This is a genomic window from Mycobacterium stomatepiae, from assembly GCF_010731715.1.
Classification (GTDB): domain Bacteria; phylum Actinomycetota; class Actinomycetes; order Mycobacteriales; family Mycobacteriaceae; genus Mycobacterium; species Mycobacterium stomatepiae.
Genome location: NZ_AP022587.1, coordinates 712,436 through 727,434, shown reverse-complemented (window position 1 = coordinate 727,434; position 14,999 = coordinate 712,436). Strand labels below are relative to the sequence as shown.

16 protein-coding genes and 2 pseudogenes are annotated in these 14,999 nt (G+C 67.6%); 13 read left to right on the top strand and 5 right to left on the bottom strand.

Annotated features, from left to right (window positions below; translation table 11 throughout):
• Window positions 1-5: 5 nt before the first annotated feature.
• The 3 genes from gndA to G6N54_RS03595 all read right to left on the bottom strand — a co-directional run bounded on the left by gndA (window position 6) and on the right by G6N54_RS03595 (window position 2,954).
• Complete coding sequence (gndA, locus tag G6N54_RS03605; protein ID WP_163788610.1) at window positions 6-1,472, bottom strand: NADP-dependent phosphogluconate dehydrogenase; 1,467 nt, start codon at window positions 1,470-1,472, stop codon at window positions 6-8.
• Between the two features lie 100 nt (window positions 1,473-1,572).
• Window positions 1,573-2,523, bottom strand: coding sequence for a M56 family metallopeptidase (locus G6N54_RS03600; RefSeq protein ID WP_163788609.1), 951 nt, complete (start codon window positions 2,521-2,523; stop codon window positions 1,573-1,575).
• 38 nt (window positions 2,524-2,561) lie between these two features.
• On the bottom strand, window positions 2,562-2,954 hold the full coding sequence (locus G6N54_RS03595; protein WP_163788608.1) for a BlaI/MecI/CopY family transcriptional regulator: 393 nt from the start codon (window positions 2,952-2,954) through the stop codon (window positions 2,562-2,564).
• Window positions 2,955-3,255: 301 nt separating this feature from the next.
• Here G6N54_RS03595 and G6N54_RS03590 point away from each other — a divergent pair, with 301 nt between their 5' ends.
• From G6N54_RS03590 to G6N54_RS03560, 7 genes are read left to right on the top strand one after another with little or no spacing between them, the layout of a single operon-like run.
• Window positions 3,256-3,681: a PaaI family thioesterase gene (locus G6N54_RS03590; protein ID WP_163788607.1), complete on the top strand. Its 426-nt coding sequence runs from the start codon at window positions 3,256-3,258 to the stop codon at window positions 3,679-3,681.
• Window positions 3,682-3,740: 59 nt separating this feature from the next.
• A complete protein-coding gene (locus G6N54_RS03585; protein ID WP_163788606.1) occupies window positions 3,741-4,043 on the top strand; it encodes an urease subunit gamma in 303 nt (100 codons plus the stop codon).
• Window positions 4,040-4,351: an urease subunit beta gene (locus G6N54_RS03580; protein ID WP_163788605.1), complete on the top strand. Its 312-nt coding sequence runs from the start codon at window positions 4,040-4,042 to the stop codon at window positions 4,349-4,351. Before G6N54_RS03585 ends, G6N54_RS03580 begins: the two co-directional genes overlap by 4 nt.
• Window positions 4,351-6,075: an urease subunit alpha gene (locus tag G6N54_RS03575; RefSeq protein ID WP_163788604.1), complete on the top strand. Its 1,725-nt coding sequence runs from the start codon at window positions 4,351-4,353 to the stop codon at window positions 6,073-6,075. Before G6N54_RS03580 ends, G6N54_RS03575 begins: the two co-directional genes overlap by 1 nt.
• Before the next feature lie 4 nt (window positions 6,076-6,079).
• Complete coding sequence (locus G6N54_RS03570) at window positions 6,080-6,715, top strand: urease accessory protein UreF (protein ID WP_163788603.1); 636 nt, start codon at window positions 6,080-6,082, stop codon at window positions 6,713-6,715.
• A gap of 10 nt (window positions 6,716-6,725) precedes the next feature.
• Entirely contained in the window at window positions 6,726-7,400 is a 675-nt protein-coding gene (ureG, locus tag G6N54_RS03565; protein ID WP_163788602.1) for an urease accessory protein UreG, read from the top strand.
• Window positions 7,390-8,031: an urease accessory protein UreD gene (locus G6N54_RS03560; protein WP_179969160.1), complete on the top strand. Its 642-nt coding sequence runs from the start codon at window positions 7,390-7,392 to the stop codon at window positions 8,029-8,031. Before ureG ends, G6N54_RS03560 begins: the two co-directional genes overlap by 11 nt.
• Here G6N54_RS03560 and G6N54_RS03555 read toward each other — a convergent pair.
• Entirely contained in the window at window positions 8,028-9,416 is a 1,389-nt protein-coding gene (locus tag G6N54_RS03555) for an NAD(P)/FAD-dependent oxidoreductase (RefSeq protein ID WP_163788601.1), read from the bottom strand. The two genes, G6N54_RS03560 and G6N54_RS03555, sit on opposite strands and share 4 nt — an antisense overlap.
• 226 nt (window positions 9,417-9,642) lie before the next feature.
• Window positions 9,643-10,320: an SDR family oxidoreductase gene (locus G6N54_RS03550; RefSeq protein WP_163788600.1), complete on the bottom strand. Its 678-nt coding sequence runs from the start codon at window positions 10,318-10,320 to the stop codon at window positions 9,643-9,645.
• A 212-nt stretch (window positions 10,321-10,532) separates the two neighbouring features.
• Here G6N54_RS03550 and modA point away from each other — a divergent pair, with 212 nt between their 5' ends.
• From modA to G6N54_RS03520, 6 genes and pseudogenes are all read left to right on the top strand, one after another.
• Window positions 10,533-11,321: a molybdate ABC transporter substrate-binding protein gene (gene modA, locus G6N54_RS03545; RefSeq protein WP_163788599.1), complete on the top strand. Its 789-nt coding sequence runs from the start codon at window positions 10,533-10,535 to the stop codon at window positions 11,319-11,321.
• 2 nt (window positions 11,322-11,323) lie between these two features.
• A pseudogene (locus G6N54_RS03540) lies at window positions 11,324-12,115 on the top strand (ABC transporter permease); the annotation flags it as partial.
• Between the two features lie 9 nt (window positions 12,116-12,124).
• Window positions 12,125-13,257, top strand: a pseudogene (locus G6N54_RS03535) (sulfate/molybdate ABC transporter ATP-binding protein).
• A 108-nt stretch (window positions 13,258-13,365) separates the two neighbouring features.
• Window positions 13,366-14,364: an alanine and proline-rich secreted protein Apa gene (locus G6N54_RS03530; protein WP_163788598.1), complete on the top strand. Its 999-nt coding sequence runs from the start codon at window positions 13,366-13,368 to the stop codon at window positions 14,362-14,364.
• Window positions 14,365-14,382: 18 nt separating this feature from the next.
• Window positions 14,383-14,625, top strand: a complete 243-nt coding sequence (locus tag G6N54_RS03525) for a GlsB/YeaQ/YmgE family stress response membrane protein (protein ID WP_163788597.1) — start codon at window positions 14,383-14,385, stop codon at window positions 14,623-14,625.
• A 71-nt stretch (window positions 14,626-14,696) separates the two neighbouring features.
• Window positions 14,697-14,975: a GlsB/YeaQ/YmgE family stress response membrane protein gene (locus tag G6N54_RS03520; RefSeq protein ID WP_163788596.1), complete on the top strand. Its 279-nt coding sequence runs from the start codon at window positions 14,697-14,699 to the stop codon at window positions 14,973-14,975.
• The last annotated feature ends 24 nt before the right edge of the window (window positions 14,976-14,999 follow it).

Here is a 14,999-nt window from a genome sequence, read left to right as displayed (position 1 = left end):
CGGCGCTAGGCCGGCACTTCGGTGCGGTCTGCGCTCCACAGCGTGTGGAAGCGTTTGTCCGGGTCGTCGTCGATGCGCCCGTAGGTGTGGGCTCCGAAGAAGTCGCGCAGGCCCTGGGTCAGCGCCGCGGGCAGCCGCTCGGTGCGCAGGGCGTCGTAGTACGACAGCGCCGAGGCGAACCCGGGGATCGGAATGCCCAGCCGCGTGGCGGTCACCACCACCCGGCGCCAGCTGTCGATCGAGGCCTCGATGGCCTCGCGGAAGTACGGCGCGACGATCAGCGTCGGCAGGTCGGCGTTCTCGTCGAAGGCCTCTTTGATGCGGTTGAGGAATTTCGCCCGGATGATGCAGCCACCGCGCCAGATGGTGGCCATATCGCCGGGGGTGATGTTCCAGTCGTATTCGATGCTGCCGGCCTGGATCTGGTTGAAGCCCTGGGCGTAGGCGATGATCTTCGACGCGTACAGCGCGCGCCGCACATCCTCGGTGAACTGGGTGGCATCGGCGGGTCGGGCGCCCAGCTTGCCGGAGGCGAGCCCGGTGGTGGCCTTGCGCTGGGCCACCGAACCCGACAGCGCCCGGGCGAACACCGCCTCGGCGATACCGGTGACCGGCACGCCCAGGTCGAGAGCGGACTTCACCGTCCAGCGGCCGGTGCCCTTCTGCTCGGCCTCGTCGAGGATGAGGTCCACCAGCGGTTTGCCCGTCTTGGCGTCTGTCTGTTTGAGCACCTCGGCGGTGATCTCGATCAGGTAGCTGTCCAGGTCGCCCTTGTTCCACTCGGCGAAGACGTCGGCGATCTCGGGTGCGGACTTGCCCAGTCCGTCGCGCAGCAGCTGGTAAGCCTCGCCGATCAGTTGCATATCGGAGTACTCGATGCCGTTGTGCACCATCTTGACGAAGTGGCCCGCGCCGTCGGGACCGATGTGGGTGCAGCACGGCACGCCGTCGACATGCGCGGAGATCTCCTCGAGCAGCGGGCCCAGCGATTTGTACGACTCGGCGGGGCCGCCCGGCATGATCGACGGCCCGTTCAGCGCGCCCTCCTCGCCGCCGGAGATGCCGGCGCCGACGAAATGCAGCCCGCGCTCGCGTATCGCCTTTTCGCGGCGGATGGTGTCGGTGTAGAGGGCGTTGCCGCCGTCGATGATGATGTCGCCGGGTTCCATGGCGTCGGCGAGCTCGTTGATCACCGCGTCGGTGGGGTCGCCGGCCTTGACCATGATGATGACCCGGCGGGGCTTCTCCAATGCGTCCAGGAACTCCGCGATGGTCTCGGAGCGGACGAAGTTGCCCTCATCGCCGTGCTCCTTGAGCAGTGCGTCCGTCTTGGCGATCGACCGGTTGTGCAGCGCGACCGTGTAGCCGTGGTGGGCGAAGTTGCGGGCGAGATTCGAGCCCATGACTGCCAGCCCGGTGACGCCGATCTGCGCGGTACCAGTCTTCGAATCCTTGGAGTCCGGGGCACTCATGTCTTCGCCTCTCAGGTTGGAGAACTTTTGGCACACGGTTTCCGTCACACTGTGGCACAGCGGAGTTCGGGTCCGCCAAAGGGATTCGCCGGGGGCCGCGCTACAGGTTGAACAGTCGCTTGAGCTCGGTGAGCCACGGCACCGCCAGCGCGATGGTGGGCACTACCAGAACGGCGGCCGCGGCTAGGTAGGCGGCCGCGGACAGCATCGCGCTGTTGCCGCGTCCGGACAGCCGGCGCACCCGCACCACGGTGCTGGGACCGCCCGCGGCCAGCGCTCCCGACGGCGCCCGCCCTGCTGCACAGGCGACCAGCGCGCGGGCCAGGGGAGTGCGCCCAGCCGCACGCACCGCGGCGTCGTCGGCCAGCAGCTCCACCAGCAGCTGCACCGCGCCCAACGCATTGGAGCTGCGGACCAACCGCGGGAATGCGGCGTGCACGGCGGTGAACGCTTCCAGGACCAGGTCGTGCCGGGCGCGCAGGTGGGCACGCTCGTGGGTCAGGATGGCCGAGACCTCGTCGTCGTTGAGCGTGCTCAGCGTCCCTTCGCTGACCACTACCCGGCTGCGCACTCCGGGCAAGCAGTAGGCCAGCGGTTCGGCCACATCCAAGACGCGCAGGTCACGGGTGCGAGCACAGGGCTGCGCTAGGGCCGCATCGTGTCCGACCCCGACCAGGTCGACCACCATCCGGTGGTGCGCCCGCCGGCGCCGATTGGCGATGGCGACCCGCAAGACCGCGACCATCAAGCGCACACCCACCAGCACGGTCAGCGCGAAGGCGGCGATGTAGACAGTCCATAACGGCCACCCCAGCCGCCCGGCCGCCCCGACGACGCTGGCCGTGGGCCGCCCGTCGGGGCCGGGCATCAGAATGCGGGTAGCGATCGCGATACCGGCGCTGAACGCCGATAGCACGGCGGCCACGGCAATGGCTTGCCACAGCACCATCGCTGCTCGTGGGGCACGCAGTGGCCAAGACGCTCGGGCTAACAGGGCTGGCGTTGGGCCAATCAGCAGCACCGCGAGGAAGGTAAAGGCCAACGCGGACACATCACTAGTGTCCCTCAGAGCGCCGGTCTAGCGCCAGCTCATGGCGTATTGCGGTGATTTGCTTCCAGTTCGGCAAGCGCCCGCCGCAGCGCCTCAGCCTCGTCAGCGCCGACACGCTCGACAAAATGCACCAGCGCGGCCTGCCGGTCGCCGGAGTCCTCGGCCTGGGACAGCGCATCCACCATCAGACCGGCGACCAGCTCGTCGCGGCCGTGCACGGGTGCGTAGCGGTGCGCGCGGTCGTCGCGGATCTGGGATACGAGGTTCTTCTTGGCCAGCCGCTGCAGCACGGTCATCACCGTCGTGTACGCGAGGTCGCGGCGCGCCGACAAGGCTTCGTGTACCTGACGGACCGTCTGCGGTTCGGGCGTGGACCATAGGTGATCCATCACTGCGCGTTCCAGGTCCCCCAGCCGTGTCAGCTTGGCCATAGTTCGTTCATCTCCATCAGCGTTGAAGTAAGCGTACTCCGGCTTACTACCGGCGGTCGTAAAGACAGCCGGGCTAATCGGTGTCCGACCATCGGTATGCCTGAACCCCGTCGGTCTGCCTACAGACTACCCCTTGCGAAGTTAGGACAGCCTTGCCTATACTCAAGGAGGTCGAGCGCAACAGACCGCCGGAGTGTCCAGAGGGCTGCTGTGACCCCCGGTCTACTCGATCGGCGAGCCCCGTGCCTTAACGCACGGGGCTCGCCTGTTCTTTGTCGCCTGATGGTGTAGACAACAGAGCGTGTCAAAGCCGCCAGATGCGATCCCAGCCGGTTTCACCGCACCCTTCGATGCCGAGCTCGGCCTGCGATTCACCGAGCTCAGCCCCGATGGCGCTCGCGCCCAGCTCGAGGCCACGCCGAAGCTGCTGCAGCCGACGGGCCTGGTGCACGGCGGTGTCTACTGCGCGATCGTGGAAAGCATGGCCAGCGTGTCCGCCCATACCTGGCTCACCACACAAGGCGGCGGCGAAGTCGTGGGTGTGAACAACAACACTGATTTCCTGCGTTCGATCCGCTCGGGAACCGTCTACGGCGCAACCGAGCCGATTCATCGCGGCCGGCGCCAGCAGTTGTGGTTGGTCACCATCACCGACGACCAGGATCGCGTCGTCGCCCGCGGACAAGTGCGGTTACAGAATCTCGAGGCTCAGCGCACCGGCGCCTGAGCGTCACCACCAGGTCCACGAGAGGCAACCGACGCAGTGGCATGGCAGGATCGGCATCCATGCGCCTGACGCCCCACGAACAGGAGCGATTGCTGCTGTCGTATGCCGCCGAACTGGCTCGCCGTCGCCGCGCCCGGGGCTTGCGGCTGAACCATCCGGAGGCCGTAGCGGTCATCAGCGACCACATTCTCGAGGGCGCCCGCGACGGCCGCTCCGTCACCGAGCTGATGAGCAGCGGTTGCGAGGTGCTCGGCCGCGACGACGTCATGGACGGAGTGCCGGAAATGCTCGCCGACGTCCAGGTCGAAGCGACGTTCCCGGACGGCACCAAGCTGGTCACCGTCCACCACCCGATCCTATGATTCCCGGCGAAATCCTCTACGGCGCAGGTGATATCGAGATCAATGCCGGCGCCGAACGCATCGGCATGCAGATCCTCAACGTGGGCGACCGCCCGGTTCAGGTGGGTAGCCACGTCCACCTGCCGCAAGCCAACTCGGCGCTCTCGTTTGATCGCGACGCCGCGCACGGCTACCGGCTGGACGTACCGGCAGCCACCGCCGTGCGCTTCGAACCCGGTGTGCCCCAATATGTTCAGTTGGTTCCGCTGCGCGGAAGCCGCGAAGTACATAGATTGAACCTGAATTCGCCTGGACGGCTGGACGACTGATGGCATACCTGTCCCGCGAGCGGTACGCCCAGCTCTACGGGCCGACCACCGGCGATCGGATTCGGCTGGCGGATACCGATTTACTGATCGAAATCACCGAAGACCGTAGCGGGGGACCGGGACTGGCCGGCGACGAGGCGGTGTTCGGCGGGGGCAAGGTGCTGCGCGAGTCGATGGGCCAGGGTCGCGCGACCCGCGCCGACGGGGCGCCCGACACCGTGATCACCGGTGCCGTGATCGTCGATCATTGGGGAATCATCAAGGCCGATATAGGTATTCGCGATGGAAGAATCGTCGCGCTCGGCAAGGCCGGCAACCCCGACACGATGACGGGTGTGCATCCGGACCTGGTGGTCGGGCCCGGTACCGAAGTCATCGCGGGCAACGGTCGCATCGTCACCGCGGGTGCTGTCGACTGCCATGTGCACCTGATCTGCCCGCAGCTGATGCCCGAGGCGCTCGGGGCCGGAATCACGACGATCCTGGGCGGCGGCACGGGCCCCGCCGAGGGCAGTAAAGCCACCACCGTGACACCGGGCTCGTGGCACCTGGCCCGGATGCTCGAGGCGCTCGACGGCTGGCCGTTGAACTTCGCGCTGCTGGGCAAGGGGAACACCGTCAGCAGCGAGGCTCTGTGGGAGCAATTGCGGGGCGGCGCTTCGGGTTTCAAGCTGCATGAGGACTGGGGATCCACGCCTGCGGCCATCGATGCCTGCCTGGAGGTTGCCTCCGCAGCCGGGGTGCAGGTGGCGTTGCACACCGACACGCTCAACGAAACGGGGTTCGTCGAAGACACGCTGGCCGCGATCGCCGGCCGGTCGATCCACACGTATCACACCGAGGGCGCCGGTGGCGGTCACGCTCCCGACATCATCCGGGTTGCCGGCCAGCCGAATGTGCTTCCCAGTTCCACGAATCCGACCCGACCGCACACGGTGAACACCCTCGACGAGCATCTGGACATGTTGATGGTGTGCCATCACCTCAACCCTCAGGTGCCCGAGGATCTGGCCTTCGCCGAGAGCCGGATTCGGCCGTCGACGATGGCGGCCGAAGACCTGCTGCACGATATCGGCGCAATCTCGATGATCGGCAGCGACTCACAGGCTATGGGCCGCATCGGGGAAGTGGTACTGCGCACCTGGCAGACCGCGCACGTGATGAAGCGCCGGCGCGGTGCGCTGCCCGGCGACAACTCCGGGTGCGACAACCTGAGGGTGCGGCGCTACATCGCCAAATACACCATCTGCCCGGCTGTCGCGCATGGGCTCGACGCCGAGATCGGCTCGGTGGAAGTGGGCAAGCTGGCCGATCTGGTGCTGTGGGAGCCGGCGTTCTTCGGGGTCCGCCCGCACGCGGTGCTCAAGGGCGGCATGATCGCCTGGGCGGCAATGGGTGACGCCAACGCGTCGATCCCGACTCCGCAGCCCGCGCTGCCGCGTCCGATGTTCGGCGCCGCGCCGGTAGCCGCCGCGGCCACGTCGGTGCATTTCGTTGCGCCGCAGGCCATCGAGGCCGGCCTGGCCGAAGAGCTCTCGGTCAACCGGCGATTGGTGCCGGTTCGAAATACCAGCGGCATCGGCAAGAGCGACTTGCCGCTCAACGACACCCTGCCCGACATCGAAGTGGATCCGGATACGTTCACCGTGCGCATCGACGGTGAGGTCTGGCAGGAGCAGCCGGTCGCCGAACTGCCGATGGCGCAACGCTATTTCCTGTTCTGAGCCCATGTCCGCACTGGCGACCCTGCTCACCCTGGCCGATTCCCGACTGCCGGCCGGCTCCCATGTGCACTCGGGCGGCGTGGAGGAGGCCGTCGTCAGCGGCCTGGTGGTCAACGTCGAGACCTTGGAAGCCTTCTTGCGCCGCAGGATTCGCTGCCACGGACTGGTCACGGCATCGATCGCGGCCGCGGTTCATCGCGACGAACTTCACCCCGAGCAGGCCGACCTCGAGACGGATGCCCGCACACCGGCGCCGGCTGCCCGGCAGGCGTCGCGCAGCCAGGGCCGCGGGTTGGCGCGGCTGGCGCGACGGGTCTGGCCGGAGGAACGCTGGGACGACCTCGGCCCCCGGCCACATCTCGCGGTCGCGGCCGGACGGATCGGCGCGGTGAGCGGCATGAGTCCCGAGCAGGGCGCGCTGGCGATCGTCTACACCACGATGACGGGCTCGGCGACTGCGGCGCAGCGGCTGCTGGCGCTGGATCCGGCCGACGTGGCCGCGCTGACGTTCCGGCTGGCGGCGGTGTGCGAGCGCACCGCCGCCGAGGCGGCCGCCGGATTGGCGGATCTGTCGGACCCCCTGCTCGATACCTTGGCCCAGCGCCACACCGAACGCGAGCGGCCACTATTCGTGTCCTGAAAGGAGCGCCATGCCAGCACATTCCCACAGCCACCCGCATCCGCACACCGACCGACCCAAACGCATCCGGCAACCGGGGGAGCCGCTGCGCATCGGCGTCGGCGGCCCGGTCGGTTCCGGGAAGACCGCACTGGTCGCAGCGTTGTGCCGGCAGTTGCGCGATGAACTGTCGGTGGCGGTGCTGACCAACGACATCTACACCACCGAGGACGCCGACTTCTTGCGCAAACATGCGGTGCTGCCGAACGACCGAATCGCGGCCGTGCAGACCGGCGGGTGCCCGCACACCGCGATCCGTGACGACATCACCGCCAACCTCGACGCGATCGATGACCTGATCGCCGCGCACGACGCGCTGGACCTGATCCTGGTCGAGTCGGGCGGCGACAACCTGACCGCGACCTTCTCGTCGGGCTTGGTGGACGTCCAGATCTTCGTCATCGACGTGGCCGGCGGCGACAAGGTGCCGCGCAAGGGCGGGCCGGGAGTTACCTTCTCGGACCTATTGGTAATCAACAAGATCGATCTCGCGCCGTTGGTGCGCGCCGACCTCGACGTGATGGCCCGCGACGCCGACGCCGTGCGCGACGGCCGGCCCACCGTGCTGCAGTCACTGACCAAGGACCCGGCCGCAACCGAGGTGCTGGCGTGGGTGCACGCCCAGCTGGCCGCGGATGCATTCTGAGGTTTTGCTGGTCGCGCTGCGTGACCGGTTGCCGCGCATCCAGTGCAGCGGCGCTATCCAGGCCCGCTGCACCGCACCCGACACGGTGCACCTGGTGTCGGCGGCAGCCACCCCGCTGGGCGGCGACACCATCAGCATCCGCGTCGTCGTCGAGGCCGGCGCGGTCTTGAAGCTGCGCAGTGCCGCCGCCACCGTGGTCCTACCCGGGGCGAAAACACCGACGTCGCATGCCGACTGGGCCATCGACGTGAGCGGAACTCTGGATGTCGATTTGGAGCCGACGGTTGTGGCCGCCGACGCGCGGCATGTGTCGACGGTGGCTCTGGTGCTGCGCGACGACGGTCGCGTTCGCTTCCGCGAGCGAGTGCAGATCGGCAGGTGCAATGAGCGCGACGGCTTCTGGTCCGGATCGCTGCGGGCCAACCGGCACGATCGGCCGCTGTTGCGCCACCGGGTGGAGTTGGGCGCGGGGTCGGTGGCCGACGACAGCATCGCCGCCCCGCGGGCAATAATCAGCGAATTATGCTATCCGACAACACAATTCACCGATATGCCGAGTGCGTCCACCGTGCTGGCGTTAGCGGCTGGGGGGACGCTCAGTACCTGGCAGGCCGACCGGCTGGTCGGCTAACTAGCCGCCCGGGTGATCGCGTCCTCGCGGGCCTCGGCGGCCAGTTCGGCGAGCTGTTCAATCCGAGTTCGGGCAAAGGCCTGCTGATCGGTGATCGTCAGCTGACCGCGGCGCGTGCTGAGGAACGTCACGGTCCACGACAGCAGCGTGGTGATCTTGGTCTTGAAGCCGATCAGATACACCAGGTGCAGCACCAGCCAGATCAGCCAGGCGATGAAGCCGCTGAACTCCAAGGGGCCGATCTTGGCCACCGCAGAGAAGCGTGACACCGTGGCCATCGATCCCTTGTCGAAGTACTGGAACGGCTCACGCTGGGTGGGGTCGGCCCCGGCGAGTTCGGCTTTGATGGCGCTGGCCACGTACTTGGCACCCTGGATCGCGCCCTGCGCGACTCCCGGCACGCCCTCGACGGCGGCCATGTCGCCGACGACGAACACGTTCGGGTAGCCGGGGACCGACAGGTCGGGCAGCACCTTGACGCGTCCGGCCCGGTCGAGTTCGGCGGGTGACTGTTCGGCGATATCGCGCCCCAACCGGCTGGCTTGCACGCCGGCGGACCAGACCTTGCACGCGGATTCGATGCGCCGAATGGTGCCGTCGGAATCCTTGACCGTGAGGCCGTTGCGGTCGACGTCGGTGACCATGGCGCCCAGCTGGATCTCGACGCCCATCTTCTCCAGCCGCGCTTTGGCCCGCTCACCGAGCTTTTCGCCCATTGGCGGCAACACCGCGGGGGCCGCGTCGAGCAGGATCACCCGGGCCTTCGTCGAATCGATATGCCGGAAAGCGCCTTTCAAGGTGTACTCGGCCAATTCGGCTATCTGCCCGGCCATTTCGACGCCGGTGGGCCCGGCCCCGACAACGGTGAAGGTCAGCAGCTTCTTGCGACGTTCGGGATCGTTTGATCGCTCGGCCTGTTCGAAGGCGCTCAGGATGCGACCGCGAAGCTCGAGCGCGTCGTCGATCGACTTCATCCCAGGTGCGAACTCGGCGAAGTGGTCGTTGCCGAAATACGACTGGCCGGCACCGGCGGCGACGATCAAGCTGTCATAGGGAGTTTCGTAGGTGTGGCCGAGCAACTCCGAGACGACGGTCTGGTTGGCCAGATCGATGTGGCTGACATTGCCGAGCAGCACCTGGACATTGCGCTGATTGCGCAGTACAACCCGGGTCGGCGGAGCGATCTCACCCTCGGAGATGATCCCGGTGGCGACTTGGTACAGCAATGGCTGGAACAAGTGGTGCGTGGTGCGGGCGATCAACTTGATGTCGACGTCGGCCCGTTTGAGTTTCTTTGCCGCGTTGAGTCCGCCGAATCCGGATCCGATGATGACAACTCGGTGCCGTGGCTTCGGTTCAGCTGTGCGTTCTTGCTGGGGGCTCATTACTTCGGATGCTCCTGATGGGGCTTCGTTTGCGCGGTGACAGTTAGCTATAACGGTAGTCACCCCGCCGCGTCGAAACCCAGATAGTAAGCCTGTGCAATCAACCACACCGGCCTGTTGTCGTTGGTCGTGCCAACGTGATTCGCGTCATGTCCGACGCCGAATGCGACCACGGTTACATGGCGAGCTGAGACCGCAATGCCTCGGCGGCGGTGCGCGCCACGCTCTAGGCGAAACGCGCCAGGGCGCCGTGGCTGACGTGCAGTGTCTGGCCGGTGATGTGGCGGGCCGCCGGAGTGGTCAGGAACAACGCCAACCGGGCGACCTCGTCGGCGATGGAAGGCATTGTGCGCGAAAGACCTTCGTACCCCGCCTGGGCGCTGCGCCCGGCCGCCACGGCGTTGACCGTGATCCCGCGGGTGCCGAAAATGCCGGCCTGTCCGGTGATCCAGCTCGACAGCGTGGCCTTGATGGCGGCGTCGACGCTGGCCGCGGGCGGGTTCTCCGGCACGACGCTGATGATCGAGCCGCCGGAGCGCAGGTGGTCGCCGACGGTTTGCACCGTCAGCACTGCCGATAGCACGGTCGCCTCGAGGGAGCTGCGCCACACCGCGGCGGTGTCGGACAGCGAATAGGTGCGCGGGTCGCCGTCGTCCCAGCCGCTGTCGGGCACGTTGACGATGGTGTCGAGGTGGTGGGGGAACAACCCACGAGCCTCTTCGAGGCTGGCGGGATCGGCAGTATCGCAGATGATGGCGTCGACGTCCAGCTCTTTGGCGGCGACCTCGAGGTCACTGCGTCGGGCACCCACGAGGGTCACCTTGTGACCGTCATCGCGAAATCCCTCGGCTACTGTCCGCCCCAGATCCGTGTCGCCGCCGGTGACCAGCACCTCCACTGCCATGACCTCCTCGTGTTCAACGTTGAACCCAGGTGCTTCCGATAGCGGCACGCCACCGAACCGTTGCCTGGGATCTCAACGCGTATGGCATCGATCGCCGTCGATGTTACTGGACAGTAGCTCTAAGGGGAAACTAAGGACGCCGCGACGCGCAGACAATTTTCGATAACTCTTTGGACGTCACTGCTTAACCGTGCGCAAGCTAGGGTCTGACCATGCGTCGGATCGTGGTTCTGACCGGATTGGCGTCCACGATGCTCGTCGCGGGTCTCGTGGCGTGCGGCTCGAATCCGCCGCCGTCGTCATCACCCGGTCAGTCGTCGGCGCCGTCGGGCTCGATCGTGGTGTTCGCCGCGGCCTCGCTCAAGCCGGCGTTCACCCAGCTCAGTCAGCAGTTCAAGGCCGACAACCCCGGCAGCGGTGTCGAGTTCGACTTCGCGGGTTCCTCCGAACTCGCGACGCAGTTGACCCAGGGGGCGAGTGCCGACGTCTTCGCGTCGGCGGACACCGCGCAGATGGATACCGTCGTCAAGGCCGGGCTGCTGGCCGGGGAACCAACCAATTTCGCCGCTAACACGCTGGTCATCGTCACGGCGCCGGGCAATCCGCGCAACGTCGCCTCCTTCGCCGATCTGGCCAAGCCGGGCGTCAGCGTGGTCATCTGCCAGAAGCCGGTGCCGTGCGGGGCGGCGACCCAGCGCATCGAGAACAGCGCCGGGGTGCACCTCAACCCGGTCAGTGAGGAACCCAGCGTCAGCGACGTCCTCAACAAGGTCGCCACCGGCCAGGCCGATGCCGCGCTCGTCTACGTGACAGACGCGAAGTACGCCAAAGGCAAGGTGGCATCGGTCAACTTTCCCGAGGCCGCCGGCGCGGTCAACGTCTACCCCATCGGCGTATTGAAGAAGGCGCCCCAGGCGGCGACGGCGCAGAAGTTCGTGACCCTGGTGACCTCCGATACAGGCCAGAAGATCCTGGCCCAGTCGGGCTTCGCAAAACCCTGACCGTGCGTCCGCCCACGACCCTGCCCCGATGGGTGTACGTCCCTGCTTCCGTCGGGGCCGCGTTCGTGCTGTTACCGCTGCTGGCGATCGCGATCAAGGTCGACTGGCCGAATTTCTGGTCGTTGATCACCAGTTCGTCGTCCAAGACGGCGCTGTTGCTCAGCCTCAAGACCGCTGCGGCGAGCACGGCCCTGTGCGTGCTACTGGGCGTGCCGATGGCGCTGGTGCTGGCCCGCAGCACGGCGCGACCGGTCCGACTGCTGCGGCCGCTGATCCTGCTGCCGCTGGTGCTGCCGCCGGTGGTGGGCGGCATCGCGTTGCTCTACGCATTCGGCCGGCTCGGATTGATCGGCCATTACCTGGAGGCGGCGGGGATCAGCATCGCCTTCAGCACCACCGCCGTGGTGCTGGCGCAGACGTTTGTGTCGCTGCCGTTTCTGGTGATCTCGCTAGAGGGCGCGGCCCGCACGGCGCGATCCGACTATGAGGTGGTCGCCGCGACGCTCGGGGCTCGGCCGAGCACGGTGTGGTGGCGGGTCACCCTGCCGCTGCTGCTGCCGGGTTTGATGTCGGGCGCGGTGCTGGCCTTCGCCCGTTCGTTGGGGGAGTTCGGCGCGACACTGACCTTCGCGGGCTCGAGGGAAGGGGTCACCCGCACCCTGCCGCTGGAGATCTACCTGCAACGGGTCACCGACGCGAATGCGGCCGTGGCGCTGTCGGTTCTGCTCGTGGCGGTGGCCGCCGTGGTGGTGCTCGGGCTGGGTGCTGGCCGGCTGACCGCAACGGACGCGAGGTACCGGCAAGTGAGCGAGCTGCAGCTTTGCGCGGTCGTCGCCGACCGCCAGGTAGATGTCGAGTTTTCGGTGGCTCCCGGCGAGGTGCTGGCCATGATAGGGCCCAACGGCGCGGGTAAGTCGACCGCCTTGCACGTGATCGCGGGGCTGGTGCGACCCGACGAGGGAGTGGTGCGGTTGGGGGATCGGGTGTTGACCGACACGTCCGCCGGGGTCGACGTGCCGACGCATGACCGCCGGGTCGGGCGGCTGTTACAGGACCCGCTGCTGTTCCCGCACCTGAGTGTCGCCGCCAATGTGGCGTTCGGGCCGCGCAGCCGTCAGAAAAGGCCGGGCCCTTTCGGCTCGGCGCGCGGCAAGGAGAAGCAGACCGCCCTGCGCTGGCTGCGCGAGGTGGACGCCGAGCAGCTCGCCGACCGCAAACCGCTCAACTGTCCGGCGGCCAGGCCCAGCGGGTGGCAATCGCGCGGGCGCTCGCCGCCGAACCAGATGTACTGCTGCTCGACGAACCGCTGACCGGCCTCGACGTCGGGGCCGCCGCGGCCATCCGGGCCGTGTTACGCGCCGCGGTCGCCCGCAGCGGCTGCGCGGTCGTCCTGATCACCCACGATCTGCTCGACGTCTTCACCCTGGCCGATCGGGCGCTGGTGCTCGAGGGCGGCACGATCTCCGAGGTCGGCCGGGTGCCCGAAGTACTCACCGCACCGCGCAGCCATTTCGGTGCCCGCATCGCCGGCGTCAACCTGGTCAACGGGACGATCGCGCCGGACGGCTCGTTGCACACCAGCACCGGGGCCCACTGGTACGGGCTGCCCGCCGAGCGGCTGGGCGCCGTGCTGGCCGATGGGCAGGACGCGATCGCAGTGTTCCCGCCGACCGCGGTGGCCGTGTACCGCGACCTGCCGCACGGCAGTCCCCGCAACTGCGCCGAACTCACCGTGTCGGAGTTGGACATTCGCGGACCCGCGGTCGTGGTGCGCGGCCAGGAGCAGCCCGACGGCGCTCCTGGACTGGCCGCCGAGATCACCGTCGACGCCGCCGCCGAGTTGCGGCTGACACCCGGAGACCGGGTCTGGTTTTCGGTCAAGGCGCTTGAGGTGGCGCTGTATCCGGCCGCGTCGCGACGCGCCAACCGGCGGTGATCTGCGCAGACTTGGAGCAGGTTGCGCTCCGGCAACATCGCGAAAACCGCCTCGCATCGCCAGCACGGCACCCTTGCGTCACAGCGGTAACACGGTAGGTTCGTCGCCATGGATCAGGTGGACTCAAACTCGCAACGTCGCAAGGGTTTGTGGACAACGCTGGCGATCGCCACGGTGACCAGTGCCAGTGCCATCACCTTCGGGTTGCCGGCCCCCGCGAATGCCGATCCCGAGGTCCCGACTCCGGTTCCGGCAACGACCACCGCGCCGGTTCCGGCCGGCGCACCCGCTCCGACGACCGCGGCGCCGGCCGCTCCGGCACCCGCCGGACAACCGGCGGCGGGCGACCCGAACGCGCCGGTACCGCCGCCGCCACCGCCGGTCGACCCGAACGCGCCTGCCCCGCCACCGCCCGTCGACCCGAACTTGGCGCGGATCACTAATGTGGTGGGCGGATTCAGCTACCTGCTTCCCGGCGGCTGGGCCGAGTCGGATGCCTCGCATCTCGACTACGGCTCGGCGTTGCTCAGCAAGATGATCGGTCCGCCGCCGGCGCCCGGACAGCCGGCGCCGGTCGCCAATGACACCCGCATCGTGATGGGTCGCCTGGACCAAAAGCTCTATGCCAGTGCCGAAGCCAACGACGGCAAGGCCGCCGTACGGCTGGGCTCGGACATGGGTGAGTTCTTCATGCCGTATCCGGGCACCCGGATCAATCAGGAATCCGGCCCGCTCACCGGCGCGAACGGCATCACCGGAAGTTCGTCGTTCTACGAGGTCAAGTTCAGCGACCCGAGCAAGCCGAACGGGCAGATCTGGACCGGTGTCGTCAGTGCCCCCAATGCCGCCGCGGCCGGGCCGCCGCAGCGCTGGTTTGTGGTCTGGCTGGGCACCGGCAACAACCCGGTAGACAAGGTCGGAGCCAAGGCGCTGGCCGAGTCGATTCTGCCGTTCGCCGCGCCGGGTGCAGTGGCGCCGGCTCCGGGAGCTCCGGCCACTCCGGCTCCGGCACCGGGCGCACCCGCGCCGGCAGCGCCGAGCCAGGCACCCGCGAGCGAGGTCACCCCGACCCCGAGCCCCACGCCGCAGCAGACACTCCCCGCCTGACCGGCAACGCGAGACCGCATGCGCGTCATAGCAGCTTCGCAGTACCTGGCCCTTTCCCCGCCGACGGCCGTGAGTTGGCTCGCCTACCTGGTCATCGGCGGATTCGCCGGTTGGATCGCGGGAAAGATCGTGAAAGGCGGCGGCGCCGGCATCTTGCTGCACGTCGACGTCGAACACGGCCGTAAATGGTTCACCTTCTTCACCGCGCTGTTGGGGTCGGTGATCCTGCTCTGGATCGTGGGCATGGTCCGCAAGCGCTGAGCGGGTTTAGCCGGCCTCCGCGGGGTATACGTCCCAGGTCCCCTCTGTCGGCTAAATCGAAGGAGCCGGTCGTGATTCTGCACATCATCTGGCTAATTGTCTTGGGTCTGATCGTCGGCCTGGTTGCGCGTCTGTTGGTGCCGGGCAAGCAGCCGATGGGCTGGGTCGCGACCGCGCTGCTCGGCATCGTCGGCTCGTATGTCGGTGGCACGCTCGGAAGCGTGGTTTTCCCACCGCACCAGTTCACGGTCACCCCGCCGATTCAGCACTCGTTCCTCGGTGCGTTGGTTGGCGCGGTGATCCTGTTGTTGATCTACAAGTTCGCCGCCTCCCGCACCAAGACCTTGTAGGGGTCTTTGTACCCGCGCGGATCG